General features: G+C 45.8%; 30 protein-coding genes. All 30 read left to right on the forward strand.

Annotated elements, in window-relative coordinates; translation table 11 throughout:
* Positions 1-4 precede the first annotated feature (4 nt).
* The gene (gene fliE / locus AC1U9Z_RS00090) at positions 5-295 is read left to right on the forward strand and encodes a flagellar hook-basal body complex protein FliE (RefSeq protein WP_479955019.1); all 291 of its coding nucleotides are present in this window, start codon (positions 5-7) and stop codon (positions 293-295) included.
* A 19-nt stretch (positions 296-314) separates the two neighbouring features.
* A complete protein-coding gene (gene fliF, locus AC1U9Z_RS00095) occupies positions 315-1,874 on the forward strand; it encodes a flagellar basal-body MS-ring/collar protein FliF (RefSeq protein WP_479955021.1) in 1,560 nt (519 codons plus the stop codon).
* A 13-nt stretch (positions 1,875-1,887) separates the two neighbouring features.
* Positions 1,888-2,901 (forward strand): flagellar motor switch protein FliG, encoded by a 1,014-nt coding sequence (fliG, locus tag AC1U9Z_RS00100; RefSeq protein WP_479955023.1) that lies wholly within the window; start codon positions 1,888-1,890, stop codon positions 2,899-2,901.
* Positions 2,885-3,598 (forward strand): FliH/SctL family protein, encoded by a 714-nt coding sequence (locus AC1U9Z_RS00105; protein ID WP_479955025.1) that lies wholly within the window; start codon positions 2,885-2,887, stop codon positions 3,596-3,598. Before fliG ends, AC1U9Z_RS00105 begins: the two co-directional genes overlap by 17 nt.
* Positions 3,599-3,602: 4 nt before the next feature.
* Positions 3,603-4,943 carry a flagellar protein export ATPase FliI gene (fliI, locus tag AC1U9Z_RS00110; protein WP_479955027.1) on the forward strand — a complete coding sequence of 447 codons (1,341 nt, stop codon included), beginning with the start codon at positions 3,603-3,605 and terminating at the stop codon, positions 4,941-4,943.
* Complete coding sequence (gene fliJ / locus AC1U9Z_RS00115; RefSeq protein ID WP_479955029.1) at positions 4,944-5,378, forward strand: flagellar export protein FliJ; 435 nt, start codon at positions 4,944-4,946, stop codon at positions 5,376-5,378.
* Positions 5,379-5,499: 121 nt separating this feature from the next.
* Positions 5,500-6,972 (forward strand): flagellar hook-length control protein FliK, encoded by a 1,473-nt coding sequence (locus tag AC1U9Z_RS00120; RefSeq protein WP_479955031.1) that lies wholly within the window; start codon positions 5,500-5,502, stop codon positions 6,970-6,972.
* Positions 6,973-6,984: 12 nt separating this feature from the next.
* Complete coding sequence (locus tag AC1U9Z_RS00125) at positions 6,985-7,521, forward strand: flagellar hook capping FlgD N-terminal domain-containing protein (protein WP_479955033.1); 537 nt, start codon at positions 6,985-6,987, stop codon at positions 7,519-7,521.
* The gene (locus tag AC1U9Z_RS00130) at positions 7,451-7,822 is read left to right on the forward strand and encodes a TIGR02530 family flagellar biosynthesis protein (RefSeq protein ID WP_479955035.1); all 372 of its coding nucleotides are present in this window, start codon (positions 7,451-7,453) and stop codon (positions 7,820-7,822) included. The genes AC1U9Z_RS00125 and AC1U9Z_RS00130 overlap by 71 nt, the downstream gene beginning before the upstream one ends.
* Before the next feature lie 73 nt (positions 7,823-7,895).
* On the forward strand, positions 7,896-9,905 hold the full coding sequence (locus tag AC1U9Z_RS00135) for a flagellar hook-basal body complex protein (protein ID WP_479955037.1): 2,010 nt from the start codon (positions 7,896-7,898) through the stop codon (positions 9,903-9,905).
* Positions 9,906-9,951: 46 nt separating this feature from the next.
* Positions 9,952-10,431 carry a flagellar basal body-associated FliL family protein gene (locus AC1U9Z_RS00140; RefSeq protein ID WP_479955040.1) on the forward strand — a complete coding sequence of 160 codons (480 nt, stop codon included), beginning with the start codon at positions 9,952-9,954 and terminating at the stop codon, positions 10,429-10,431.
* A 15-nt stretch (positions 10,432-10,446) separates the two neighbouring features.
* Positions 10,447-10,830, forward strand: a complete 384-nt coding sequence (locus tag AC1U9Z_RS00145; protein WP_479955042.1) for a FliM/FliN family flagellar motor switch protein — start codon at positions 10,447-10,449, stop codon at positions 10,828-10,830.
* Positions 10,830-11,249, forward strand: coding sequence for a flagellar biosynthetic protein FliO (gene fliO / locus AC1U9Z_RS00150; protein WP_479955044.1), 420 nt, complete (start codon positions 10,830-10,832; stop codon positions 11,247-11,249). The genes AC1U9Z_RS00145 and fliO overlap by 1 nt, the downstream gene beginning before the upstream one ends.
* Before the next feature lie 19 nt (positions 11,250-11,268).
* On the forward strand, positions 11,269-12,000 hold the full coding sequence (gene fliP, locus AC1U9Z_RS00155) for a flagellar type III secretion system pore protein FliP (protein ID WP_479955336.1): 732 nt from the start codon (positions 11,269-11,271) through the stop codon (positions 11,998-12,000).
* A gap of 12 nt (positions 12,001-12,012) precedes the next feature.
* Complete coding sequence (gene fliQ / locus AC1U9Z_RS00160; RefSeq protein WP_333529597.1) at positions 12,013-12,282, forward strand: flagellar biosynthesis protein FliQ; 270 nt, start codon at positions 12,013-12,015, stop codon at positions 12,280-12,282.
* An 11-nt stretch (positions 12,283-12,293) separates the two neighbouring features.
* Positions 12,294-13,061 carry a flagellar biosynthetic protein FliR gene (gene fliR, locus AC1U9Z_RS00165; protein ID WP_479955046.1) on the forward strand — a complete coding sequence of 256 codons (768 nt, stop codon included), beginning with the start codon at positions 12,294-12,296 and terminating at the stop codon, positions 13,059-13,061.
* Entirely contained in the window at positions 13,061-14,122 is a 1,062-nt protein-coding gene (gene flhB / locus AC1U9Z_RS00170; RefSeq protein ID WP_479955048.1) for a flagellar biosynthesis protein FlhB, read from the forward strand. The genes fliR and flhB overlap by 1 nt, the downstream gene beginning before the upstream one ends.
* Positions 14,123-14,154: 32 nt before the next feature.
* A complete protein-coding gene (gene flhA / locus AC1U9Z_RS00175; RefSeq protein WP_479955050.1) occupies positions 14,155-16,227 on the forward strand; it encodes a flagellar biosynthesis protein FlhA in 2,073 nt (690 codons plus the stop codon).
* The gene (gene flhF / locus AC1U9Z_RS00180) at positions 16,224-17,441 is read left to right on the forward strand and encodes a flagellar biosynthesis GTPase FlhF (RefSeq protein ID WP_479955052.1); all 1,218 of its coding nucleotides are present in this window, start codon (positions 16,224-16,226) and stop codon (positions 17,439-17,441) included. Before flhA ends, flhF begins: the two co-directional genes overlap by 4 nt.
* Positions 17,428-18,249: a MinD/ParA family protein gene (locus tag AC1U9Z_RS00185; RefSeq protein WP_479955054.1), complete on the forward strand. Its 822-nt coding sequence runs from the start codon at positions 17,428-17,430 to the stop codon at positions 18,247-18,249. Before flhF ends, AC1U9Z_RS00185 begins: the two co-directional genes overlap by 14 nt.
* Before the next feature lie 12 nt (positions 18,250-18,261).
* Positions 18,262-18,927: a flagellar brake protein gene (locus tag AC1U9Z_RS00190; RefSeq protein ID WP_479955056.1), complete on the forward strand. Its 666-nt coding sequence runs from the start codon at positions 18,262-18,264 to the stop codon at positions 18,925-18,927.
* A 15-nt stretch (positions 18,928-18,942) separates the two neighbouring features.
* Positions 18,943-19,695 carry a sigma-70 family RNA polymerase sigma factor gene (locus AC1U9Z_RS00195; RefSeq protein WP_333529604.1) on the forward strand — a complete coding sequence of 251 codons (753 nt, stop codon included), beginning with the start codon at positions 18,943-18,945 and terminating at the stop codon, positions 19,693-19,695.
* An 18-nt stretch (positions 19,696-19,713) separates the two neighbouring features.
* Positions 19,714-20,487 (forward strand): flagellar basal-body rod protein FlgF, encoded by a 774-nt coding sequence (gene flgF, locus AC1U9Z_RS00200; protein WP_479955058.1) that lies wholly within the window; start codon positions 19,714-19,716, stop codon positions 20,485-20,487.
* Between the two features lie 45 nt (positions 20,488-20,532).
* Positions 20,533-21,333, forward strand: coding sequence for a flagellar hook-basal body protein (locus AC1U9Z_RS00205; protein WP_479955060.1), 801 nt, complete (start codon positions 20,533-20,535; stop codon positions 21,331-21,333).
* Positions 21,334-21,357: 24 nt separating this feature from the next.
* Positions 21,358-21,858, forward strand: coding sequence for a chemotaxis protein CheD (locus AC1U9Z_RS00210; protein ID WP_479955062.1), 501 nt, complete (start codon positions 21,358-21,360; stop codon positions 21,856-21,858).
* Between the two features lies 1 nt (position 21,859).
* Positions 21,860-22,633 carry a CheR family methyltransferase gene (locus AC1U9Z_RS00215; protein ID WP_333529608.1) on the forward strand — a complete coding sequence of 258 codons (774 nt, stop codon included), beginning with the start codon at positions 21,860-21,862 and terminating at the stop codon, positions 22,631-22,633.
* Between the two features lie 33 nt (positions 22,634-22,666).
* Positions 22,667-23,284, forward strand: a complete 618-nt coding sequence (locus AC1U9Z_RS00220; RefSeq protein WP_333529609.1) for a chemotaxis protein CheC — start codon at positions 22,667-22,669, stop codon at positions 23,282-23,284.
* Positions 23,285-23,303: 19 nt separating this feature from the next.
* A complete protein-coding gene (locus tag AC1U9Z_RS00225) occupies positions 23,304-23,672 on the forward strand; it encodes a response regulator (protein WP_479955064.1) in 369 nt (122 codons plus the stop codon).
* A gap of 40 nt (positions 23,673-23,712) precedes the next feature.
* Entirely contained in the window at positions 23,713-24,705 is a 993-nt protein-coding gene (gene fliM, locus AC1U9Z_RS00230) for a flagellar motor switch protein FliM (protein WP_479955066.1), read from the forward strand.
* On the forward strand, positions 24,698-25,996 hold the full coding sequence (fliY, locus tag AC1U9Z_RS00235; RefSeq protein WP_479955068.1) for a flagellar motor switch phosphatase FliY: 1,299 nt from the start codon (positions 24,698-24,700) through the stop codon (positions 25,994-25,996). Before fliM ends, fliY begins: the two co-directional genes overlap by 8 nt.
* Positions 25,997-26,075 lie beyond the last annotated feature (79 nt).

Consider the following 26,075-nt stretch of genomic DNA (forward strand, 5'->3'; position numbering starts at 1 on the left):
ACCGATGAATATTTTGCCTGTACCCATGACTTTGCCGGTGTCTGAGACAAGTACTAATAACAAGTACGCAGGGGAAGTTGGTTTTGGGGAGGTATTAGATAAGGCCATAGAAAAATTAAATGATGTTCAAATCAAGGCCGATGAAGTGACCCAAAGGTTTCTGGTGGGGGAAATTCAGGATATCCATCAGGTAACAGGGGCCATGCAGGAAGCAAAATTGACCATGCAGTTGGCCGTGGAAGTAAGAAATAAGATCGTAGAAGCTTATCAAGAAATATCTAGAATGCAATTGTAATCTGCTTTGAGGTGGTTTTGTGAATGTTAAGGACCTGCTGGATAAACTTAAACAGCGTTGGCAGGAAACAAGTCAAAACAGAAAAGTATTAGTCATCCTGGTCAGTGCGGTAATTCTGGCGGGTCTGGTCTACTTAACAACAAGCTTGGCAAAGCCTGATTATGCGCTTCTGCTAGGGGATCTGGAACCCAAGGATGCCGGAAACATTGTTGCCCAACTGGAAAGCGAGAAGATTCCCTACCAGTTGACCAATCAAGGTACAACCATCCTGGTGCCCCAGGGCCAAGTGGATGAAATAAGGGTGAAGTTGGCCAGTGATGGTGTGTTAACAGGTGTGGGAAGTGGCTTTGAGCTTTTTGACAAAAGTAAATTTGGTGAAACGGACTTTGAACAGCAGATATCTTTCCAAAGGGCCCTGCAGGAAGAATTAAAGCGCACCATTACGAAGGTAGAGGGAGTCGATCAAGCCAGGGTTCATTTGGTACTGCCTAAAAAAAGTGTTTTTATTGATGATGAGGGCACGGCCTCAGCCTCTGTGGTAATTAAATTAAAGCCCGGTGCCAAATTAAAACCGGAACAGGTGAAGGGTCTCAATGATTTGATTATCGGCAGTGTCGAAGGCTTACAAACCGACCATGTACATATTATTGATACCGAGGGTCATGTCTTAAATGATTTTCTCAAGGATTCTGTCGGTATAGCGGGTGCTGGTTATTCAGGTACCGTTCTGGAAAAGCAGCAGCAGATTCGCCGAGCCTACGAAAAGGAACTGGAAAACCGGGTACAAAATATGCTGGCCAAGGTTTTTGGGCCAAACAAAGCAGTGGCCATGGTTACTGCTGAAATGGACTTTAACCAGCAACAAACCAATACCACCGAGGTTTTGCCAGGACCTATTGTTAGTGAGCGAAGCATCAGCGAAGAAGGTACCGGCAGCAGTGGCGGTGGTGTTCCAGGTTCCACGACACAAATGCCCGGTCAAAGTATTCCTGGGGAATATGCCACTGGTCAAGACAGCTATACCAAGACAGACGATATAAGAAATTACCAGCATGGCTCCATGACCCAGTCTGTGGTGCAGACTCCCGGCGGGGTAATCAGGCTTTCCACTGCCGTGGTTTTAGATGAATCGGTAACAAATTTGGATCAGGAAAAGATCCAACAACTAGTCACTGCGGCCATTGGCTTTGACGAACAGAGGGGCGATCAAATTATGGTTTCCGCCATGCCCTTTGACCACAGCCAGTATGATTTTCCTGAAGAACAACAACCGGATAATACCCAAAAGGAAAAAGAACTTTTATATATGACCATAGCAGCGGCTGTGGGAGGACTGCTAATCCTCCTGTTGCTCATTGCTTATTGGTTGCGCCGTCGCCGTAAAAAGAAGGCTCAAGCTGAGTCAATCGTTGTAGAAACGCCGCCAGTGATACCTGTTGGGACGATACAACCGGAGGAAGAGGAAGAACCGAAGTGGGAAATTCCCTTGCCGAAGGACAAACAAAAACAACTAAAAGAATTGGCCGAGGATCGGCCCAAGGATATTGCTGCTGTATTAAAAGTATGGCTTAGGGAATAGGTGAAGAGAAGTCATGAGTCAATATGAAAAACTTACTGGGGAACAAAAGGCGGCTATATTACTTATCTCCCTTGGGGCAGACGTTTCATCTAGATTGCTAAGACATGAGTTTTCCGAAGACGAGGTTGAGAAAATTACCGGTGCTATTGCAGAAATGGATAAAGTGCCGAATGAAATTCAAAAACAAGTGGTAGAAGAGTTTGTTCAGTTAATTCAAGCCCGTGATTATTTGCTTAACGGTGGTGTGAATTATGCCAAGGAACTGCTGGAAAAGACCTATGGCCATGAAAAGGGTACAGAAATCCTGGAAAGAATCAGCTCCACCATGCAGTCTGTTCCCTTTGGTTCCTTGCGCAAAACAGACCCCAGACATATTTTGAGTTTTTTACGGGAAGAGCATCCGCAGACCATTGCCTTTGTGCTTTCCTATCTGAAGCCAGACCAGGCGGCGGTTATCTTGGCTGAGTTGGGTTCTGAGTTGCAGAGCGAAGTTGCCCGCAGAGTGGCCATCTTAGATAGAATATCTCCGGATGTGGCCAAAGAGGTGGAGAAGGTTCTGGAAAAGAAACTTGCCTCAGTGGCCCAGCATGAAGAGACGGTGGTGGGCGGTGTGCAGTGTCTGGTCAATATCTTGAACCGAGTGGACCGGGCCACGGAGAAAACGATCTTCGAGGATTTAGAACAGGCTGACCCGATTCTTGGTGAAGAGGTGCGCCGTTTAATGTTTATCTTTGAAGATGTTGTTAAACTACACGATGTTTCAATTCAAAAGGTATTGCGTGAAGTAGACAACAAAGATCTGGCACTGGCTATGAAGGGTTCCAACCAGGAGGTAAACAACCGCATTTACAAAAACATGTCCAAACGTGCCGCAGATATGCTCAAGGATGAGATTAGCTATATGGGGCCAGTGCGTTTGAAAGAGGTTGAAGAGGCTCAACAGCGGATCGTCAATGTAATTAGACGTCTGGAAGAAGCGGGTGAGATTGTAATTTCCCGGGGTGGGGAGGATGCTATCCTTGTTTAAGGTTATTAAAAGTGCAGCGGTGGAAGAACAAGGTCAGTTGATACCCCTAAAAATACTGGCACCACCCCCTGTGAAGGAAGCAGTTCTGTCCCCGGAAGAACTTCTTTCCACTGCCAGGAAGCAAGCAGAGGAAATTCTGGACAGGGCAAGGCAAGAGGCTGAGCGACTGCAAAGACAGACCTTGGTAGAGGCAGAGAAAGAGGCTCAACAACTGAAGGAGCAGGCCAAGCAAATCGGCTGGCAAGAAGGAATCACAGATTCCCAGGCAGAGGCTGCCAGGATCCGTCAACAGGCCAGCGATGTTCTGCGTCAAGCCAAGGAGATTTATGAACAAACCCTAGAAAAAATGGAAGCTGAGATCGTTGACCTGGCAGTGGATATGGCGGAACGGGTGGTGCTGACTCAATTAGCCGTGGAACCTCATACCATCATGGAAATTGCCCGGGAATGTATTAATTTCATAAAAAATAAACCACTTGTTAATCTTTACGTAAACAATGCAGATTATCATATGGTACAAGAGGGAAAAAATGAACTGCTGCAAGGGTTGCCTGGCAAAGTAGAAATGAACATTTTGGTGGATAACGAAGTAACACCCGGCGGTTGTAGAATCGAGACCGACCAGGGTACGGTGGATGCCACCCTGGAAACTCGCTGGCAGGAAGTGTTAAAGGCCCTTTACGGGAAAGAGGAGTGAGGGGATGACCTATAAGGTTAACCTTAGTCCCTATAAAGAAAGAATAAACCGAGCCAGGGTTATTAAACCCATCGGCAAAGTAACCAGGGTCGTTGGATTGATGATTGAAGTGCAGGGAATTTCTGCCCGCATAGGTGAGGTCTGTGACATCATTGTCCAGGGCGAGGCCGAACCAGTACGGGCCGAAGTGGTGGGCTTCCGGGATCAATTCTCCCTGCTCATGCCCCTTGGCGAATTACGGGGTATCTACCCCGGTTGTGCCGTGGTACCCAGTGGGCACAATCTAACCATTAGGGTGGGGCAACACCTACAAGGTAAGGTCCTTGATGGTCTGGGCCGACCCATCGCACCCTTAAAGGCACAAGAAGGAGTAGCAGACTATGCCCAGGGAGAAGAGTTTGCGGTGGACAATAAACCACCCCACCCACTGAAAAGAAAAAGAATCGACACGGTGCTGCCCACCGGTGTTCGGGCGGTGGATGGCCTGCTCACCTGTGGCAAGGGCCAGCGTATTGGTATCTTTGCCGGCAGTGGTGTGGGTAAAAGTACTTTGTTGGGCATGATTGCCAGGCATGGCAGTGCCGACGTCAATGTCATTGCCCTAATCGGTGAGCGGGGCCGGGAAGTGTTGGAGTTCCTGGAAGAGGATCTGGGGCCGGAGGGCATGGCCAGATCGATCATTGTCGCTGCCACCTCCGACCAGCCAGCCTTAGTCAGGTTGAAGGGGGCCTTTGTGGCCACCGCCATTGCCGAGTATTTTCGGGAGCAAGGTTTAGATGTCATGTTAATGATGGACTCAGTAACCCGTTTTGCCATGGCCCAGCGGGAAGTTGGCTTGGCAGTGGGCGAACCACCAGCCACCAAGGGTTACACCCCATCGGTTTTTGCCCTGCTGCCCAAGCTGCTGGAGCGTTCCGGCATGGGCCAGAATGGCTCCATCACCGCCTTTTACACGGTGCTGGTGGATGGCGATGACCTCAACGAACCAATAGCAGATGCTGTCAGAGGTATTCTGGATGGCCACATTGTTTTAACCAGAAAACTGGCCTCAGCCAACCATTACCCAGCCATTGATGTATTACAAAGTGTCAGCCGCTTAATGCCAGATATTGCCTCGGAGGAACATAAAGCCCAGGCCGGTGTAGTTAAGGATCTGCTGGCCACTTACCGGGAGGCAGAGGATTTGATTAACATCGGGGCCTATGTCAAGGGTTCAAATCCTAAGATTGATCTTTCGTTAGCTAAATATGATGGCATCATAAACTTTTTAAAACAGCCGCCCTCTGATTACAGCGGCTATGAAGAAACCCTAAATGCGTTAGCCTCTTTGATCGGGGGTAGGTAGATGAGAGGATTTCAATTTAAGTTGGAACAGTTATTACAGCATAGGAAGAAGAAAGAGGAACAAGCCCTGCTAGAACAGTCTAAGGCCCGACAGGAATGTGACATTTGCCAAAGACAGTTGGAAGGTACCCAAAAGAGATATGATGATAATATGTGTTTTTCCGAGACTGTCTCGGGTTCCGATGAAACCCTGAGAACTCTTCTATATCGGGATCAGTTACAGATAGTGATAAACCGCCAGAAAAAACAACTTCAGAAGGTCCAGGAAATTTTTCAGGTGAAACAAAGGGAAACCCTGAAGGCCTGTCAGGAACGGATGGTTTTGGAAAGGCTGAAGGAGAAAAAACTGGTCGAGTTCAAAGAATTCTTAGCAGTTCTGGAACAGAAGGAAATCGACGAAATGGCTACCTTGGGATTTGGTAGAAAGGCTTTTTAACCTTACAGAACGAATCTGTAAAAGGAGGTGATGAAGCATTCAAGTAAATAAGGTTCTTTATGAGAAAGAGGTTCTTGTTCAGGGAGTACCGGCCAAGGGCTCAAAAGGTGATGGGTTTGCATTGTTATTAGACTGCCTATTAGGTTCTAATGGTAATCAGGTTACAGCTTCTGATGGATTGGTTAAGGATTTTTCACAGGATCCTGGTTTTGTTGAAGGATTCTTGAATCCTGGGATGTTAACCAATTTCGGGGGGGATCAGGAACAAGCCCAAGCAGAAACCGACATGAATCTGAACAAAGAAGATGTTGATGCAGTGAGACCAATATTGCCATTAGAAGATGGCACTGGGCTAATTTTACCATTATATGTTGCGAATAATGCGCTACATGTTGCGAATGATGCCCCATATGTTACGAATGATGCAGAGGGTATTGCCAATCCATCGGGGAAGGTGAAGGATACCACCTTAAATGTACCCGCAGAGGCAGGCCTGGTTACGAAAGATGCTGGTTTATCGGAGTTAATCCCGGCAGACAATGGGTCGGAGGCGGAAGATAGTTCTTTTTCCGGCCAAGGGCAACGGCACTTGCAGAACGGTCAACTACCGAATGAAAGAGTTGTCCAAACGAATAATCCGCTAAAGATGCAATCTGGAAATATCCCAGCGATGCAGATGCAGGACATGTCTGATTTTGACAATGGTCTAAATACAATGGCTAAAGAGGGTGAGTTCCAGCCCCTTGATAACACGAAAAGCCCGGGCAATATACAAATTATAGGTTTGATGCCCAAGCTTGTTAAAAAGGGAGATGAAACCGGTAAAGTTCCCTCTGACCAGCCCAATGAAGAGGTTTCAGAAATCCAATCAACGCTAGAGCCGCGTTTTGGTACGGAAGGACAGCCGGCTAAACAATTAGTAAAAGAAAGGGCAACCATTCCTTTAGTTTTTGAAAAAAGTGCTCCGGATAAAGGAAATGGCAACCAGGTTAACCAAGGCTCCACGGACAGAGTAATACCCGGAATGAAGGAAGAGCCAACGCCTTTACAGGATAATCTCAGTAGAGATGGCCTGGGGGCAGGCCGTGATTGGGTGCAAAATGCGAATGGTAAGGGTATGGAGGCCAGCAGCAGCCTCACCAAGGATGTTCCACTGACACAACTGCCAGCCAAATTGCATGAGATGATAAAGGGCTTGCTTGTACAACAGCATGCGGGTCATACCGCATTAAAGATGAGGCTGCAACCGGAACACCTGGGCGAAGTAACCGTAAAACTAATCTGGTCCAAGGGCGAACTTTCTGCGCAGTTTCTGACATCCTCTGGCTTAGCCAAGGAAGCCTTGGAAACGGCCTTTCCCCAGCTTAGGGAACTTCTGGCCCAACAAAACATTCGGTTAAGTGAAGCAGCGGTATTTATGGGGCAACAAACGAACGATCAGGGGGATCAAAATTCCTTTGCTGAAAGGCAGCGATGGCAAGAGAACGGTCCGAAAAAGGCAAAAGGGTATCCAACAGAAACTAATTCGGTAGAGGAACCGTTACCTGTCGGTGGCGTAATCTCACCTAATTCAGGCTTAAATCTCGTTGTGTAAGGAGGTGTTTTCTTGCAAGTTAATCAAGCGGCCAATGAAGATCTTTATTATGAGAATAGAAAAACCCAAGAACCGATGAAAACCTTGGATAAAGACGCTTTCCTGCAAATTATGATTGCCCAGCTTCGATATCAGGATCCCTCTAATCCAATGGATAGCAGCAAGTTTATTGAACAAATGGCAATGTTTACTTCCTTGGAGCAAATGACAAATCTAAACACGAATATGGAAAGGCTATATCATCTCCAGGAGTTAAGCCATGCTTCATCGTTAATTGGCAAGCGGGTGCATTTAGTTAATGGAGAAGATCAGCTTATTGGTGAAGTTGAAAGGGTGTCAATGGGGAAGAACAGTGTAAATATCTGGGTGTCTGGCAAACCTTTTAGCTTAGACCAGATCATTGCGTTGGAAAGGGGAGTAACCGATGAACCAGATGAACCTGAAGAACCAGATGATCCCTCCCAGCGGCCTCCCGACGATGTCACCGAAACTGAACCCGGCCCAGACGAGGAAGGCGGGTCAGCTCAGCCAGAGGAACCAGGGGAGTAATGTTTCCTTTGATGAGCTGCTTCATCAGGAGTTAGTCAAGCAGCAGGAAGTAAAATTATCTGCCCATGCCGAGAAAAGATTGAAAGAGAGAAATATATCCTTTTCGCAGGAAGATTTTACCAAGATCAATAGGGCAGTTCAACAGGCTGCTGCTAAAGGATCTAAGGATTCTTTAATTCTTTATAAAGATTTAGCTTTGGTTACCAGTATAACAAACCGCACCGTAGTCACTGCAATGGATGGCAAGAGCATGGGGGAACATGTCTTCACCAATATAGATAGTGCGGTTATTTTAAAATAATTTGCAGCCGGCCCGCAAGGAAGCTGCCTTAATCCGCCGACCGACTGAGGCGGATTAGTAAGGGGGAAAAAGAATGCTTCGTTCACTTTATTCTGGAATTTCCGGTATGAGAAACCACCAAACAAGAATGGATGTTACCGGTAATAATATTGCCAACGTAAATACTACTGGCTATAAATCAGGCAGGGTGAATTTTCAGGATACCTTAAGTCAAACCGTTCGTTCGGGTGGGAATAGTACAAATCCTGCTCAAGTAGGCTTAGGCATGGCGGTGGGTTCCGTATCCAACAACTTCACCCAGGGTCCCATGCAGGGTACAGGTAGAACCCTGGACCTGGGGATTCAGGGAAACGGTTTTTTTGTGGTTAATGATGGCACTAACGATTTTTATACAAGAGAAGGTATTTTCTTTGTTGACAAGCAAGGATACATGGTAAATAGTGATGGATTAAGGGTACAATCCGTGTCTCATCAAGATATACAAGTCCTGAACGGACCTGTTTCAACGATTAACATTGGCCCTGACGGGGCCATTTCAGGTACGAACACGGCTGGTCAACCACTGAAATTTTCCAATAACGACAATCAAGCGATTGTTACTCCGGCTACTCAGGCAAGCATAAAGGGTGCCCCCAAGTACACCTCGCCTAAGGTGGATGAGGCTGTCATCAAAGGGGTGGCCATTAATCCAGTGGCACAACCTTTGAAGGAAGCAATGATCCGAGGGAATAGCAGCAGCCCGGAGGTAGCCCCCCTTGGTATTGATGGCCGAGCTGTCGATATGAGAGGTGCTACTTATGAGTTTACATTGGCATATTCCGATGGAACCACGTCTACTGGGGCAATTCCATTAAATGCCAATCTAGAGAGTGTTAAGAGTTGGTATGACTTAGCTGCGCAATTACAAAAGGCAATTGATGATGACCCAAATTTAAAGGATAAAGTGGTGGTTTCCTATGACAGCAGCCCCAACGGCGGGCTGGTATTCCAAACAAAAACCGGCAACGTTACCCCGGGTGTAGAACCAAGTATTACACTAGGTGGAGCTGGTTTTGAGAAATATATGGGATCCCTGGAAGCGGGTGTTACTCCACCTATAACTGTTACCGGTACAGAAGTGGTACCTAAGGATTGGACAGGAAAAACCTTTTATATTGATACCGGCCATGGCTGGGAAGAAGTAACCACTGTCGATGATTTCTCGAAGATTGGTGGAGCGGCCGGACCCACCGGGTTGGATCAGGTTACCAGCGGGAAAGATTTAGCCGATAAAATACAAAAATTACTGGAGACTCGTGCTGCAACAGCCAATGTAAAAGTAGAATGGAATATCGACCACCTGGAGTTTTCGACCGTGGGAACCCCAAATGATGGAGCAACTATACCGCAAATTAGGATTAGGGGTGATGGTGCCGTTGACCTAGTTGGTTATACCGATAAAACTGAAAAAGGGTCAAATTCCGCCGACTGGTCTAATAAAGACTTTTTCATTGAATATAATGGTACGAAATATACCTTTACCGCCGGAGAGAAAAAGGAAGCAGGGTTTGCGAACATTATCAATGCAGAATCTTTAAGGGCTGCCTTAGCAAAATTAATTGACAAAAAGATTGGCGAGAACATGATCAAGGTTGAATACACAAACGAGGGTAAATTGCTGCTGCAAACCCTGGATAACGGTGAAATTGGTGAAACCCCGGAAATCAATATTGGTGGAGCGGATGCCGGGGATTTGATAGGTGATAAGCCTGATAAAGTAGCAGGTACGGCTGCTTCTGTGATACCTCCGGAACAGGAAAAAGAGGGTATCATCAAGCTAGTGACCTTCCAAAACCCTGAAGGTCTGGAGAAGGCTGGCAGAAATCTCTTTAATACTTCAACTTCGTCAGGCGAGCCAAGGGCAGGGCAAGCGAATCAATCTGGCTTTGGAACCATTAACTCAAATTATCTTGAAATGTCCAACGTTGATTTGACGGAGGAATTTACCAACATGATCACCACCCAGCGGGGCTACCAGGCCAATGCCAGGGTTATTACAGTATCTGACAGCCTGCTGGAGGAACTAATTCAACTGAAACGATAGTCTATTAGTTAGAAAAGAATTATTATTGTAAAGGGTGAATAAAAGAGTGCCACCAAATGAAGCAGTGCCGCAGGTGCCAAAAAAGAGTTTCTTTTCCATAAAAACCTTGCTGATTATACTTATACTCATCATCATCACAGGCATGGGTTTGGGTGGATATTTTTACCTGAAAAGCACCGACAGCCCCAAAGAAACTGGCCCGGACCCAGAGAAATTGGTTACCTTTAGCATGGGCAGTTTGCTGGTTAACCTTGCTGACCCAGGTGGTAACAATTTTATGAGACTCACCCCAGTTCTGCAATATGAAGCAAACAAAGAAAATAAGAAATTGGCCGAGGAACTAAGCAAGAGCAAAGTGCTGCTACAAGACTGTATCATTCGAGTCATTCGCAAAAAGAAAATGGCCGATGTACAGCCGCCGGAGAGTATTGACAAGATGGCGGCAGAATTACAGACGGAGATAAACAAAAATCTCCAAGAGGGAAAAATTCTGCGGGTATACTTCGCTGAATATCTCACTCAGTAAGGGTGATGTAAAATGATGACAGAAAAAGAAATAGAACTGTTTCTGGGTGAGTTGGACAGTGCACAAGCCAAGGAGGAAGCGGCTATAAAAAAGGTTCGCTTTCCTCCCTTGGATTCTTTGCGGCAGGAAAGAATCATAAAAACCAGTCTAAGTCACATCGATGATGTTAAGGTAACCATCAGCGCGGAATTGGGAGAAAGGCTGCTCAAGTTCCGTGAAGTTTTAAGTCTGGATGTGGGGTCTGTACTGGACTTGGAGAAATCTGCCGGGGATGCCATCAGTGTTTATGTCAATGATAAGAAAACAGCCCAGGGGGAAATCATCATTGTCAACGATAAGTTTGTTGTGAGAATTAACTCCATCATCCCCCCTAAAAAACCCAGACGAGAGAGTGAATAATGGACAACGAAACCCTTTGGCTATTTATCAAAGTAATAACCCTGCTGCCTTTAATCCTGGTCATGGCCTACCTAACCATCAAGTACGGCTTGGTCCGTGCCGGAGGGGCAGCGATGGGCAGCAAATATATGCGCCGGGTGGATCATTTACCCCTGGGACCTAAGGCCGGTCTAACTCTGGTGGAGGTAGGGGGCAGGTATTATCTGGTGGCCTACCAGGAAAACCATGTTACCTTATTAAAGGAATTTGACACTTTGCCGGAGCAAATTAACACCTCGGGTATAGGGACTGATTCAGCGATTCATTTTAAAGAGGTTTTGTCTCAGCAGTTTAAACAAACACAACAATACCTAGCGGGTAGGCGGCAAGGAAAAGGCGGGAGTGGGTGTCAGGGAAGTGATCAACAGGATAAAAAATAGTACATATATCTTCGTTATAATGACCGTTTTGTTCTTGTTCCTGCAGCCCCAGGGTGCAGCCGCTGAGCCCCTGATCCCGATACCCAACATCAATTTAAATGTAGAAACGGCCACGGAACCCCAACAGGTGGTGGACAGTGTCAAACTACTCATCTTTTTAACCCTGCTGTCCATGGTACCGGCTTTTTTGATGATGTTAACCTCCTTTACACGGATAATTGTGGTGCTTTCTTTTTTGCGTACTGCCCTGGGTACCCAGCAAACACCGCCCAATCAGGTGTTAATTGGTTTGGCTCTGTTTTTAACCATTTTTATTATGCAACCGGTATATCAAGATATCAATAAAGATGCCATTCAACCCTATTTAGCCAACCAGTTGACCTACGAACAAGCCACGGATCAGGCGGCTAAACCACTGAGGGATTTCATGATACGGCAAACCAGAGAAAAGGATTTGGGGTTATTTTTAAACATTGCTAAAATGGACAAACCCCAAAACGCAGATCAGGTACCCATGTCTGTGCTGGTACCTTCCTTTGTTATCAGTGAGTTAAAAACGGCCTTTCAAATTGGCTTTGTTTTGTTTGTGCCCTTTCTGGTCATTGACATGGTGGTGGCCAGTACCCTGATGTCCATGGGTATGTTTATGCTGCCGCCGGTGATGGTTGCGCTGCCCTTTAAATTATTGCTCTTTGTAATGGTGGATGGCTGGTATTTGGTGATAAAATCTTTGGTAGAGACTTTTCGCTAGGAGGGCTGAGTCATGACACAAACCTATGTATTACACTTAGCCCGGGAAGCTTTGATGATGGTGGTGATTCTGTCTATCCCAACCCTGGGGGTAGCGATGCTGGTTGGTTTAATCATCGGCATTTTTCAGGCCACCACCCAAATCCAGGAGCAAACCCTCTCCTTTGTGCCGAAAATGGTGGCTGTTTTTGTGACCCTAATCGTGGCCTCCGGCTGGTTATTAAATATCGCCATCCGCTTTACCACCCGCTTATATGAACAAATACCAAACCTAATCCGCTAGGGGTGCAGGACGTGCTTAATCTGGTTTTAATAACAACCTTTTTTTTGGTTTTTGTCCGCATGGTTTCCTTTATCTTTGCTTGCCCCCTGTATGCCTTACCAGGTATGCCACCCTTAGTCAAGGCGGGCTTAGGCTTTGTACTGGCCATCTTGGTAACGCCTCTGGTGGAACCGGCAGCCACGAGTTTTCCCGGCGGACTGTGGGGCTTTGGCTTGGCTGTGTTCAGTGAGGTGGGAGTGGGTCTGGCCCTGGGGTTGGTCTGCACCTTCTTTTTCAACGTGATTCGCATAGCGGGACAATTACTGGATTTTCAAATCGGTTTTGCGATGTCTGCTGTGATGGACCCTTTGAGCGGCAGCATGAATACCTTGATTTCACGGTTTCTTTTCTATATGACCCTGTTATTATATCTGAATGTCGATGGTCACCATACCCTAATCCGCGCTTTGGCGAAAAGTTATGAATTGGTGCCCCTTGCGGTGGCCGGGATGAATGGTGAAATAACATTGCTAATTATACGTGTTTTTACCGATACTTTTGCTTTGGCGGTACAAATTTGTGCCCCGGTTGTGGCTGTGTTGGTTATTACCGATCTGTCCATGGGACTAATCGGCAAAACGGCACCTCAGTTGAATATTTTTCAGCTGGGCTTTCCTTTGAAAATTGTGGTGGGGGTTTCCACCTTGGCCATGCTTTTGCCGGCCTTAACCTCCGTCTTTAAATACTTGTTTGATACCCTGCATAGGGATTTATTACTCTTGTTGAAGGGGTTGGCCTGATGCCAGAAGGTTCCCAGGAAAAAACTGAGCAGGCGACGCCCCGCAGGCTGCAGGAAGCCAGGCGTAAGGGTCAGGTTGCTAAAAGTGCGGACCTCAATGGGTCATTGCTGCTGTTAATAACCGGTCTCTTTGCTCTCATGTATAAGGATAATATCATTACCCATATGCAGGCCTATTTTTATAGTTATTTTAATAACTTTGTAAAAAATCCTGGGCAAGATAGCCACCTGCCGAAACTATTAATGGATTTCATGTTAAATGTTTTTGCTGTTTTTGCCCCTTTTTTTATTCTTATGTTAGTGGTGGCATTGGGTATAAATATCGCTCAGGTTGGTTTTATGCTGGCCCCCGAGGCGATCAAGCCTAAATTTGAAAAACTTAACCCCCTCAAGGGCTTAAAAAATATGTTCAGTGGCCGGGCCATGTTTGAACTGGTTAAATCACTATTAAAGATTATTATTGTGGGTTGGGTTGTTTACGCCTCTGTCAGGGGTGAGATGGCCAACCTGCTGGCCATCTACCATTCACCACCACGGACCATCTTGAATCAGGTGTTGACCATAGCCCTAAAGGTACTCCTTTGGGGGGCAGTGGTCTATCTGGGGATTGCTCTGTTGGACTTAATCTACCAGCGCTATGCCTTTAAAAAGCAGATGCGTATGTCTAAGCAAGAGGTCAAAGAGGAATATAAACAGACCGAAGGGGACCCCCAGATTAAGGGCTGGCTGCGCCGCATGCAGCGTCAGCTATTGGCGAATCTGGCCCGCAAGGAAGTGCCCCAGGCTACGGTGGTGGTAACCAACCCCACCCACTATGCGGTGGCCTTAAAGTATGAACAACCCATGGAAGCACCCATGGTGGTGGCCAAGGGCATGGATCATCTGGCCCGGCAAATTCGTGAACTTGCCCAGGAGCATCAGGTACCGATTATCGAAGATGTCGAAGTGGCGCGCTTTCTCTATGCACATGTGGAGGTGGGCCAGGCCATACCGACCGAAATGTTCCAAGCAGTGGCGGAAATTTTGGCCATGGTTTACCGTATGAAAAATAAAGGGTTATAAAACTCTTAGTATTTTTGGAGGTAAAGTTAGCAGTGGCAGCACAGACATTGAGGGTTGGAAGAATTAAAGAGTATAGTGACATCATCATTGCCGCTTTAGTTATCGGCATTGTGCTGCTGATTATTATTCCCTTGCCGCCGGGCATGTTGGATTTTTTTCTGATTCTGAGCATGTCCCTTGGTTTGGTGATCATGTTGATTACCATGTTTACCACCGAACCATTGCAGTTTTCCATTTTTCCTTCGCTGTTACTGGTAACCACATTATTTAGACTTTCTCTAAATATCTCTTCAACCCGCTTGATTTTGGGGGATGGGGCTGCTGGGAAGGTCATTGATGCCTTTGGCCAATTTGTGGTGGGCGGCAACTATGTCGTTGGTGCAGTGGTTTTTATCATTATTACCATTATTCAGTTTGTGGTGATTACCAACGGTTCCGGCCGGGTGGCTGAGGTTGGTGCCAGGTTTACGCTGGATGCCATGCCAGGTAAACAAATGAGTATTGATGCTGATCTAAACTCAGGTCTCATTACCGAAGATGAGGCCAGGGCTAAAAGGATCAGGCTGCAGAAGGAAGCAGATTTTTTTGGTGCCATGGATGGTGCCAGTAAATTCGTCCGTGGTGATGCCATCGCGGGCATTGTCATACTTTTAATCAACATTTTAGGTGGTTTTGTCATTGGAGTGGTGCAAATGGGCATGCCCATGACCGAGGCCCTCAAGAAATTTACCATTCTTACCATCGGTGATGGTTTAGTGGCCCAAATACCCGCCCTCTTAATTTCCACGGCGGCTGGCATTCTGGTGACCAGGGCTTCCTCCGACGGCTCCTTTGGCAGTGATGTTTCCAAACAGTTTTTAAATTTTCCCAAGGTGTTGCTGCTGGCCGGTGCTATATTAGGGGTTATTGGCTTAATCCCAGCCATGCCCAACCTCTTAATCTTATCCATGGCCGGTTTCCTGCTATTATCTGCCAAAACCCTCATGCAGGAGCGCAAACAAAAGGAACTGGCAGAACAGCAGGCCGAAGTGGCCCAAACCCAAAGACAGCAAAAAAGGGAGCCGGAAAATGTCTTTAGTTATTTTCAGGTAGACCCTTTAGAAATAGAAATTGGCTACAATTTGATATCACTAACTGATGAAGCCCAAGGGGGCGATTTGCTGCAAAGATTAGCAGCGGTGCGCCGCCAGTGTGCCTCGGAGATGGGTATTTTAGTTCGTCCTATCCGTATCCGGGATAATATGCAACTTTCTTACAATGCTTATGTCATAAAAATCAGGGGCGTGGAGGTGGCCAGTGGCGATCTGATGCCAGGTCATCATCTGGCCATGGACCCTCTGGGTCAGGATTTACAATTTAACGGCACTCCCACCACGGAACCTACCTTTAACCTACCAGCCTGGTGGGTTACCGGTCAGGACCGGGAGTTTGTAGAACTCAATGGCTTTACTGTGGTGGATTGTTCTACCGTGCTGGTAACTCACCTAACCGAGATTATTCGGCAGCATGCCCATGAACTGATGGGTCGGCAGGAAGTAAAGGAACTGGTCGATGTGGTGAAGGACAAGCAGCCAGCGGTGGTAGAGGAACTATTACCGGATATGCTTTCCCTGGGTGAAGTTCAAAAGGTATTGCAGAATCTTTTAAAAGAAAGGGTGCCCATCCGAGATTTAGTAACCATCCTAGAGGCTTTGGCGGATGGGGTGAGAATAAATAAAGATCTGGATTATTTAACCGATGCAGTAAGACAAAGTTTATCCCGTACGATTTGTCAAAGGTATGCCGGAGAGCAGGGTAAACTATCGGTGGTGACCCTTCATCCGAGATTGGAGCAAAATATTCAGGAAGCTATTCAACAGACCCAGTTCGGGGCCTATCCCGTACTTGAACCGCAATTGGTAAGAACGCTGTTGGATCGATTAAATACCGTAGTGGAAGATGTAACCATGCGGGGAGCCAATCCAGTACTGCTTTGTTCGCCAAGGGTAAGATTACCATTTAGACGGTTAATTGAAAGGTATTTGCCAAATTTGGCAGTGCTTTCATTAAATGAAATACCGGCAAACATAGAGGTAGAAGCCATTGGGACGGTGAGCATTGATTGAAAATAAAAAAGTATACCGTCAATGAAATGCAAGAGGCCATCCAATTAATAAAACAAGACCTGGGTTCCGAGGCAGTTATTGTGAGCAGCCAAAGGGTTAATGGTAAGGGCTGGTTAGGTTGGTTTAAAAAATCCCTGGAGGTAACGGCAGTGCTGGATGATGCCCCGGTACTGCCAGCCATAACGCTTAAAACGGCAGCGATAGCAGCAGAAAGCCAGCCAGCTAAGAAATCGGAGGAACGAAAGTACATGGAATTTCCTCTGACCAGGAGTCAAAGCTGCAATGATCCGCTTTCTAAACAGATAGCTAAAATAAAAATGGCAGAAACCAGTTTTCAGCCCCTGTTAGATGAAGCCCTCTTGCAAATGGCTGAAGGAGCTGCCAATGGGCGGCTTAAGGCCATAAAACCAGTGGATAACAATGGCCAAACCGATCAAAGTTGGTTGGAACAATTACTAAAGATGGATATTCAACCAGCGGTGGCTAAAACGTTATTAGATGCTGCATCCCCTAAGCTAAAGGCTAACGAAGCAGACGATATGGTTGAATTAATATTAATGAGCCAGACAGCAGAGATTTTAAAATCGGCTTATAAGGGTGAAACGGATGCTCACTGTCTGACTTTTATTGGTCAACCAGGGGTGGGCAAAACAACAACAATCATGAAAATGGCAACTAAGTTTAGGGTTTTAGAGAAGAAAGACATTGCCCTGATTACGATTTACACTTACCGTTTTGGTAGTACAGACCAACTTAATATTTATGGCCAGTCAATGGATTTGCCCGTAGAAGTGGTTATGACTCCGGCTGAGTTAAGTCGGGCCATCGAAAAACACCAGGACAAGGAACATATTTTTATTGATACGGTGGGCCGCTCCTCCTATAACACAGGGCAAGTCTTAGAACTGAAGGGTTTTTTGGAGGTTCTGCCGCCAGAGCATGATATTTTCCTGGTCTTGAATGCCAGTACCAAAGATCGTGATTTATTTAAGACCATTCAAGATTTCCGCATGGCAAATTTCAATAAATATATTTTTACCAAGACGGATGAAACCGCTACCCTAGGCTCTCTGCTTAATGTGGTAAGCCGTACCGGACTACCCATTGCCTACTATACAGATGGTCAGAGCATACCGGATGATATTAAAAGGGCTTACCCGAAATTATTAGCCAATCTGTTGTTTAGGAGTGCCGAAAGCTATGAGGATTGTTAACGGTCACTCGAGGGCAAGAGTAATCGCTGTTACCAGCGGTAAAGGCGGCGTTGGCAAATCAAATCTGGTGGTTAACCTGGCCGTAGAACTTACACGCAGGGGCTACCGTGTGGTTATTTTTGATGCAGACCTGGGTATGGCCAACGCGGAGGTTTTACTCGGTATCGCGCCGGAATATACTCTTTATGATTATTTATTTAATGGCAAGACCATAGAGGAAATCCTTACTGCTTCCCCCCAGGGAATCAAGGTGATTTCCGGGGGTTCTGGTTTTGTGGAATTGGCCAATTTGGATACAGAGGCCAGAAAACGCCTGGGACAGGGCTTGGAGGAATTGGACCGCTTATCCGACTTTGTACTGGTTGATACAGGAGCAGGTATTTCTAAAACGGTGTTGGGTTTTGTGGCGGCAGCCAATGAGGTTATTGTAGTGCTGACACCGGAACCCACATCTCTGACCGATGGTTATGGTCTGATAAAGGTTTTAAGCAAATACAATGTTCATCAGGACATTATGCTGGTTGTTAATAAGGCAACTAATGAAAGGGAGGCCCAGCAAACCTTTCGTTCAATGGAATCCACCACCAATCAATTTTTACAGGTGAGTTTAATAAATTTGGGTTTTATCATGGAAGATAAAGCAGTCGTAAAGGGAGTAAAAACTCAGAAACCCTATGTTACCCTTTCCCCCTCTGCTCCAGCGTCGAAAAATTTATCGCAGATAGCCAGTCAGTTGCTTTCCGACAGAGAGGAGCAATCCAAGGGAGTACAGAGTTTCTTTGGAAAATTAATGCGTTTGTTTCGTTAGGGAGCTGATGGAGTGGCGGAAGAAAAACTAAAGATTGGTCAAAGGATTTTCATTTTTACGATGGAATCAGATGAGCAATATATTAGCTCAGTGTATGACATGGATAAAAAGGGTATCTATGTACCGATCCCCTTTGCTAATAAGCACCCTCTTGTTTTAGCCCACAGACAGCAGGTACGAGTAAAATACATGGGGGAAGGCAGTGCCTACCTATTTGTTACCGAGACCTTAGGCAGAAGGGTAGAACAGGATAAACTGCCCATGTATATTTTAAGGCATCCAAAAGACTCGGAAATTACCAGAGTGCAGCTACGGGAGTTTGCCCGGGTACCTGTTATGTTGAATATTGAATATGCTGAGCAGGTGGCGGATGACAAACAGCCAAAATATAAAAGGGTTAGTACCGTGGACATCAGTGGTGGAGGTTTAAAGTTTGCATCAAAAGAACCGATTGATCAAGGCACGAAGTTACACTTAAGGGTTCCCTTATTTCTAAAGGCAAAGAAGAAATCCGAAGAATTTATACTGTCAGCCAGGGTCATGCGTTGTCAACTAATTGATGCGGGAGCTAAAGTATATCACATCGGTGTTAAGTATACAGATATTAGACCCCAGCAGCAGGATATGATTATGGCCTTTGTCTTTGAACGAATGATTCAAATAAAACACAGGCAGTAATTGGATGTGGAAAGCATGTCGATTGATTTTTTATGGGATAAATACATAACCTTTCGTGACTTGGAAGACAGGCAGAAATTAATCCTGCATCATTTACCACTGGTTAAACATCTGGCAGGGAGAATAGCCGTAAAACTGCCGTCCTTTATCTCGAAGGAGGATTTGGAGAGCTACGGTGTCATCGGTCTAATGGAGGCCCTGGATAAATATGACCCAGCCATGGGACATAGCTTTGATTCCTATGCTTATCATCGTATCCGGGGAGCCATGCTGGATGAGGTGAGGCGGCAAAATTGGCTGCCCAGAACAGCCTGGCAAAAGCTGCAGTTATTAAAAAGCACCAGTGAGCGTTGGGAAAGGGAGAAGGGCGAAGCCATTAGCCATGAGCAATTGGCCAAGGAAATGGGTCTGTCCATAGAAGAAGTCCATCAACTAATGGTAAATGCCAGTAAAATGTATTTGCAGTCCTTGGATGAAGAGGTCTACGGTTATGATGGCAGCCTAATCAATCGAATTGAACTTCTGGAGGATAGCAACAGCCTGGACCCCTTAAGTATAATCGAAGAACAAGACATGAAAAGATTGTTGGCAGAAGCGGTGGCGACTTTGGCCGAAAGGGAAAAATTAATTCTTTCTCTTTACTACAGTGAAGGATTAACCCTTAAGGAAATAGGACAGGTATTAGAAGTTTCTGAATCCAGAGTTTGCCAGCTTCATGCACAGGTGATAAAAAAATTACGAAAAAACCTAGAGAACTCCCTTAAATAGTTCGTTGGAGGTTAACAAATGCTGCGCGGATTATATATAACCATGAACAGCCTGAATGTACAACAGGCTAAGTTAAATAACGTTTCCAACAACCTGGCCAACCAATCCACAACCGGCTACAAAAGAAACGCCATGGTGGATAGCCAATTTTCTGAAGCCCTGCAATTGGCCTTGGAGAATAAGGGCCCAGGGGCCAGGCGCCAGGCCATTGGGGAAGGTAGCCTGGGTAACCTGATTGCTCAGGTTCATATTGACTATAGACCCGGTCCCTTGACCGAAACCGGTAATGCCACAGATTTGGCCTTAGAAGGAAAGGGCTTTTTCGTGGTGGAAAATGAAGCAGGGGAACAATTATATACCAGGGATGGTTCCTTTGAAATAAATGCCGAAGGGACCCTCGTCAACAATGAAGGCTACCCGGTATTAGGTGAAGGCGGCCCCATTACCTTGGAAGATACAGAGAATTTGACGATAAAAGGGGACGGCACCATCCTAGTGGGGTGGGGTGAAGAAACGGAAGAAATTGATCGGCTGCAAATCGTGGAGTTTGCCGACCCCGGTTTATTAAGGAAAGCCGATGGTAATTACTTTGAGGACCCAGAAGGAACCGCCGAATCGGCTATGGCCACCAAGGTTAACCAGGGTTGGTTGGAAAAATCCAATGTAGACCCAATCCAAGAAATGATCAACATCATTCCGGTATCTCGGATTTATGAATCCAGTCAAAAGCTCGTGCAAATTAGTGATGAATTGCTGGATAAAGCCATTAACCAAGTGGGTCGTGTTAAATAAAATGTAAGAATTTTGATAGGTACTTTTAATAAGTAGGTGGTTTAATTGATAATAAAAACATTGGCCAGCGGGGCATCGGGAATGAGGGCCCACCAACTGAGATTAGATACCATTGGTAATAATATTGCCAACATCAACACCACTTCCTATAAAAAAAGCACGCCTAATTTTGGCGAGATCGTTCGCCAAGCCCTGGGCGAAGAGGGCGTTGCTGTGGTCACAGAGCCTAGACCAGAGAGTGGTGCCGGGGTTAGGCTCATTTCTATGGCCAGGGTGATCGATCAAGGGGATCTGATAAATACCGGCCTGGATTTGGATTTGGCCATAGCAGGCCAAGGTTTCTTTAAAGTGACCTCTCCCTTTGAAGATGATGAGCAAGAGTACTATACCAGGGATGGGTCCCTGTCTATTGTGAATATAGATGGTGAAACCGTGCTGGTCAACCCCAGTGGTTACAAATTGGTTTGGGACGGTGAACTGGACCCCGAAACGTATCAATCCTATACAGTTGATGAAAAGGGAACGGTTTGGGGCAAGAGATTTTCGGATGGCCAACGGGAAGATGTAGGGAATATTGAGTTGTTTACCTTTCCGGCACCCTCAAATTTAGCCAGTAAGGGCGGCAACCTCTACCTGGCAACCGAGGCCAGTGGAGAAGAAACCTCTGGGGTGCCAGGTGAAGACAGCTTTGGTGCCATTCGTTCTGGTTATTTGGAGCGGTCAAACGTGGATTTAGCCTCGGAAATGATTGGTATGATTGAAGCCCAAAGGGCTTACGCCGCTAACTCACGGACCGTTCAAACTGCGGATGAGATGTGGGATAGGGCAAATAACCTTAGAAAATAACGCATAAACCTAAGGGGGGTATACATGGAGCTGTCAAAGGGAAACGCTGAAATACAAGTGGGTATAGCCGATTATAAGGTCACAGCTTCACCCTATCGCCTAATAACCCTGGGGTTGGGTTCCTGTGTTGGGGTAGCACTTTATGATTCCATTGCCAAAGTCGGGGGGCTCTTGCACATTATGTTGCCTGACAGTAAACAATTTAATAATGTATCAAAACCGGCTAAGTTTGCGGATACGGGGATTCCCTTAATGATTAGTGAGATCAAGAGAAAGGGTGGCAATGCCAGTCGCTTAACCGCCAAATTGGTCGGTGGGGCCCAAATGTTTTCTGGTCTGGATGAAAAATTTGTCCTAAATATCGGCCAGCGCAACGCGGTGATGACGAAAAATATCCTGTCCCAGTTGGGTATCAGGGTTCTGGCGGAAGAATTAGGCGGCAATCGTGGTAGAACCATGATCTTTGATACAACCACCGGCCAGGTAACGATAAGAACCATTGGTACGCCATTAAGGGTGATATAAAATGACAGATTTTGATCGCTTTAAGGAGCGAATTTTTCAGACCTTTGGTCTTGATTTGAACAGTTATAAGGAAAATCAATTAAAAAGACGCTTGGATAATTTACTTAGTCGTAAACAATATTCCGATTACCAGGCCTTTTTACAGCATTTAACCGGGAATAAAAATGCCTGGCATGAGTTTTTAGATTACCTGACCATCAATGTTTCAGAATTCTTTAGGGACGTTAAAATGTTTCAAACCTTGGAGACCAAGATACTGCCGGACCTGCTGCAAAAGAAAGGTAATCTGAAAATATGGAGTGCCGCTTGCTCCAATGGCTGTGAACCCTATACCATTGCTATAATAATGGAGGAGATAGCGAAAGGCGGTAATCGCTATCAGATTGATGCCACGGATATTGATAATACCATTTTACAGGCAGCAGCAAATGGAAGTTATGGGGCGGACTCGGTTAGAAATGTCTCACCAAATCGGTTAGCCAAGTATTTTACCATAGAGCAAGGGAAATATTTAGTCACCAATGGAATTAAAGCCAGGGTGACCTTTAAGCAGCATAATTTGTTGGCTGATCAATACCCCAGGGGCTACGATTTAATCGCCTGTCGCAATGTCACCATTTATTTTACCAGGGAGGCCCAGGATAAAGTTAATAAGAGTTTTGCCCAATCCCTAAATTCCGGTGGCTATTTGTTTATTGGGGGTAGTGAAACTATTTTTAATTATGCGGAATTGGGTTTTGAGAAGGTTTCCCCTTGTTTTTATCGAAAAAAGTAACTAACCAACGGATGGCTGAAGGGATGGGATGAAATGAGCGAAAACCGGGTACTGTCAGAGAGTCATCTGGATGTATTAAAAGAAATAGGCAATATAGGTCTGGGTAATGCAGCTACCGCTCTGGCCACCATGGTCAATAAACGAATTGATATGGCTGTTCCCCAGAGTAAATTTCTCATGCTGGACGAGATCATGGAATTGGTGGGCGGCCTGGAGGAAGTGGTCTGCTGTGTTAGTCTAAGATTAACCGGAGATGTTCCTGGACAGATTCTTTTTCTTTTTAACCTGGATAGTACCTTTAAACTCGTTGACATGTTGATGGGCATGGAACAGGGCACCACTCAGGAACTGGATGAGATGGGAGAGTCTGTGGTTAAAGAGATTGGTAACGTTTTATCTGGTTCCTTTCTCAGTGCCATTTCTACCTTGACTGGTTTAAGCATGATTCCCACTGTTCCCATGTTTGCGACGGATATGCTAGGTGCCGTGATAAGTACATCAATGATTGCTGGCGGATACGTTGAGGAACAAGTTTTAATGATCGAAACACGGCTCTTTGAAGATCATGAACAAATCAAAGGACATTTTTTCCTGATAACCGAGCAAGGTTCCTTGCATACATTATTTAACTCATTGGGGTTATCAATTTAATTTAGGAGGAGTAAGGAACATGAGTAAACGTATTCTTATTGTTGATGATGCGGCATTTATGCGTATGATGATTAAAAATATTTTGATCAAGAATGGTTATGAGGTGGTAGGAGAGGCTGAGAATGGGGCCATAGCCCTGCAAATGTATAAAGAACTGAAGCCGGATTTAGTGACCATGGATATCACCATGCCAGAGATGGATGGTATCCAGGGTGTTAAGTCCATCCGTGCCCTTGATGCCGCTGCTAATATCATTATGTGCAGTGCCATGGGTCAACAGGCCATGGTTATGGAAGCAATTCAAGCAGGGGCCAAGGATTTTATTGTCAAACCCTTTCAGCAAGACCGTATTTTGCAAGCCATTGAGCGTGTCCTTTCCCGGGTCTAATGGATTCTTTACTTAAATTTTCAGCAAGGGGGTGTAAAGTTTGTCCAAGGAAGTTTTAAGCCAAGGGGAAATTGATTCGCTGCTGGCGGCCATGTTGTCTGGTGAAGTACCCCAGGAGGTCATTGAAAGTAAAGAAGAAAAGAAATATAAGTCTTACGATTTCCGACGGCCCAATAAATTTACCAAGGAACAGCTGCGCACCCTTCAGGTTTTACATGAGGGTTATGCCCGGTTGCTTTCTAACTTTTTATCTGGCTATTTAAGGACACCCATTACCATAGAAATTGCTTCCATTGGTCAATTTACCTATGAAGAATTTATTAATTCTGTGCCTAGTCCTACGGTGATGACGATTTTTAGCTTGGCACCCCTAAAAGGGTCTGCCTTGTTGGAGACCAATCTACAGTTTTTATTCCCCATTATTGACCTTCAATTTGGTGGTCCCGGGGAAATGCCCGGGAAAGTTAGAGAATTAACAGATATTGAGCTGTCAGTTTCCAATAAGATCATCAAACAGCTGTTGGATCACCTTACAATCAGTTGGAAAGATACCATGTCAGTGACACCAAGAATAGAGTCCATTGATGCCAACCCTCATCTCCATCAGCTTATGTCCCCCAATGACATTGTTGTGGTGATTACCTTTTCCACCGGAGTTGGGAGTGAAGTAAGGGGCTTAATCAATGTATGCCTGCCCTATAGTTTGTTGGATCCCATATTGTCTAAGTTTTCCATGGCCAGCCAGTTTACCAGGCCAACGGAACAGGAGCAATCGGAATTACAGGCCTTGGAATATTGGTTGGGTGAATCCGATGTGGCTATTAGTATTATTATAGGAAGTGCAGATATTTCGGTTAATGATTTTTTGCAGTTGCAAATGGGTGATGTGTTGCCCCTTGACAGGGGCTTTACCCAGGACTTGGATATGCTAATTGATGACGAATTAAAGTATAAGGTGCAAGTGGGTACGGTCGGCCAGAGTCTGGCGGTTCAGGTGACTTCACTGGCCGAGGAGGCGTGGGAAAATGTCTAAGCTATTGACCCAAGAGGAAATTGATGCCTTAATGAATGGGCAAGTGTCTGGTAATGATGAACAGGATTCCTTGGCGGCAGATACTGAAAATGCTGTTATGGGTACGGCAACACAACAAGGGGTAACAGAGGGTTCCGGCCTATTGGATCAAGCAGCCATTGATGCTATGCTGCAAGGACAAATGCCGGATAATCAAGGTCCGGCTTTAACGGAAGAGAAACTGGATTACGGTAAATTAATGACAGAGCAAGAAATGGATGCCTTGGGAGAGATCGGCAACATCTCCATGGGTTCGGCCTCCACAACCCTGTCTGAGATACTCAGTCAAAAGGTAAATATCACCAGTCCAAGGGTTAAGATTTTATCCAAGGAGGAATTATTTGGTTCCTTTGAAGTCCCTTATTTAGTCATTAAGGTTGACTTTAACGAAGGGTTGAATGGTTATAACGTACTGGTGATAAAGATGAACGATGCCGCTACCATGGCCAGTCTGATGATGGGGGGGGACGGTACCCCCGTGTCTGAAGAAATCTCAGAAATGGAAATTAGTGCAGCATCTGAGGCTATGAATATGATGATTGGCACCGCCGCAACATCCCTGTCCCAAATGTTTCAGCGGACCATTAATATATCCCCACCGCAAACCAATTTACTTATGACAAAGGGTGATCCTCTGGCCCAACCGCCAGAGGATATCGAGAATGTTATTGTGGTGGTCTCCTTTGATATGAAAATTGGCGACCTGGTGGACACAGAAATTATGCAGATCATGTCAGTGGAGACTGCCAAAGAGGAAGCAGAGTTGCTATTAAGGGATATCATGGGCATGGCCATGGAAGAACCTCAGCGCCCAACCCAGACCCGACCTGCAGCAGATCGGACGGGTGATAACATACCCTCAGAGTTAGATCCATTGGCAGATATGTTTAAGGAGGAACCGTTATCCTCTCCGGCTCCCGAACCAATTGTCCCAACTTTTCCAACCCAGACACAACCCAGCCTTTCCTTAGGCTCCCTAGAGCAAAGGAATCTGGATTTAATCCTGGACATTCCGCTCAAGGTCAGTGTTATCCTGGGCAGAACCAAAAGGCCCATTAAGGATGTCTTAAAAATAGCACCTGGCTCAGTGGTAGAATTGGATTCCCTGGCCGATGAACCGGTAGATATCCTTGTTAATGGCACCCTAGTGGCTACCGGAGAAGTAGTGGTGGTCAACGAAAACTTCGGCGTCCGCATCACCAACATCATCAGCCAAATGGAGAGGATTAAACGCCTGGGGCGGTATAATTAGCAGAGCACAAGGGGACGGTTCTTTTGTGTTGTTCCATAGAACAACACAAAAGAACCGTCCCCTTGTGCTTGTTTAAGAT

It is taken from the genome of Desulfotomaculum sp. (assembly GCF_982386235.1).

Excerpts from the sequence above, each read along its gene's own strand:
- fliE (WP_479955019.1), top strand. The coding sequence starts at position 5 with ATGAATATTTTGCCTGTACCCATGACTTTGCCGGTGTCTGAGACAAGT.
- fliG (WP_479955023.1), top strand. The coding sequence starts at position 1,888 with ATGAGTCAATATGAAAAACTTACTGGGGAACAAAAGGCGGCTATATTA.
- AC1U9Z_RS00105 (WP_479955025.1), top strand. The coding sequence starts at position 2,885 with ATGCTATCCTTGTTTAAGGTTATTAAAAGTGCAGCGGTGGAAGAACAA.
- fliI (WP_479955027.1), top strand. The coding sequence starts at position 3,603 with ATGACCTATAAGGTTAACCTTAGTCCCTATAAAGAAAGAATAAACCGA.
- fliJ (WP_479955029.1), top strand. The coding sequence starts at position 4,944 with ATGAGAGGATTTCAATTTAAGTTGGAACAGTTATTACAGCATAGGAAG.
- AC1U9Z_RS00130 (WP_479955035.1), top strand. The coding sequence starts at position 7,451 with ATGTCACCGAAACTGAACCCGGCCCAGACGAGGAAGGCGGGTCAGCTC.
- AC1U9Z_RS00135 (WP_479955037.1), top strand. The coding sequence starts at position 7,896 with ATGCTTCGTTCACTTTATTCTGGAATTTCCGGTATGAGAAACCACCAA.
- AC1U9Z_RS00145 (WP_479955042.1), top strand. The coding sequence starts at position 10,447 with ATGACAGAAAAAGAAATAGAACTGTTTCTGGGTGAGTTGGACAGTGCA.
- fliO (WP_479955044.1), top strand. The coding sequence starts at position 10,830 with ATGGACAACGAAACCCTTTGGCTATTTATCAAAGTAATAACCCTGCTG.
- fliP (WP_479955336.1), top strand. The coding sequence starts at position 11,269 with ATGACCGTTTTGTTCTTGTTCCTGCAGCCCCAGGGTGCAGCCGCTGAG.
- fliQ (WP_333529597.1), top strand. The coding sequence starts at position 12,013 with ATGACACAAACCTATGTATTACACTTAGCCCGGGAAGCTTTGATGATG.
- flhB (WP_479955048.1), top strand. The coding sequence starts at position 13,061 with ATGCCAGAAGGTTCCCAGGAAAAAACTGAGCAGGCGACGCCCCGCAGG.
- AC1U9Z_RS00185 (WP_479955054.1), top strand. The coding sequence starts at position 17,428 with ATGAGGATTGTTAACGGTCACTCGAGGGCAAGAGTAATCGCTGTTACC.
- AC1U9Z_RS00195 (WP_333529604.1), top strand. The coding sequence starts at position 18,943 with ATGTCGATTGATTTTTTATGGGATAAATACATAACCTTTCGTGACTTG.
- flgF (WP_479955058.1), top strand. The coding sequence starts at position 19,714 with ATGCTGCGCGGATTATATATAACCATGAACAGCCTGAATGTACAACAG.
- AC1U9Z_RS00210 (WP_479955062.1), top strand. The coding sequence starts at position 21,358 with ATGGAGCTGTCAAAGGGAAACGCTGAAATACAAGTGGGTATAGCCGAT.
- AC1U9Z_RS00215 (WP_333529608.1), top strand. The coding sequence starts at position 21,860 with ATGACAGATTTTGATCGCTTTAAGGAGCGAATTTTTCAGACCTTTGGT.
- AC1U9Z_RS00220 (WP_333529609.1), top strand. The coding sequence starts at position 22,667 with ATGAGCGAAAACCGGGTACTGTCAGAGAGTCATCTGGATGTATTAAAA.
- AC1U9Z_RS00225 (WP_479955064.1), top strand. The coding sequence starts at position 23,304 with ATGAGTAAACGTATTCTTATTGTTGATGATGCGGCATTTATGCGTATG.
- fliY (WP_479955068.1), top strand. The coding sequence starts at position 24,698 with ATGTCTAAGCTATTGACCCAAGAGGAAATTGATGCCTTAATGAATGGG.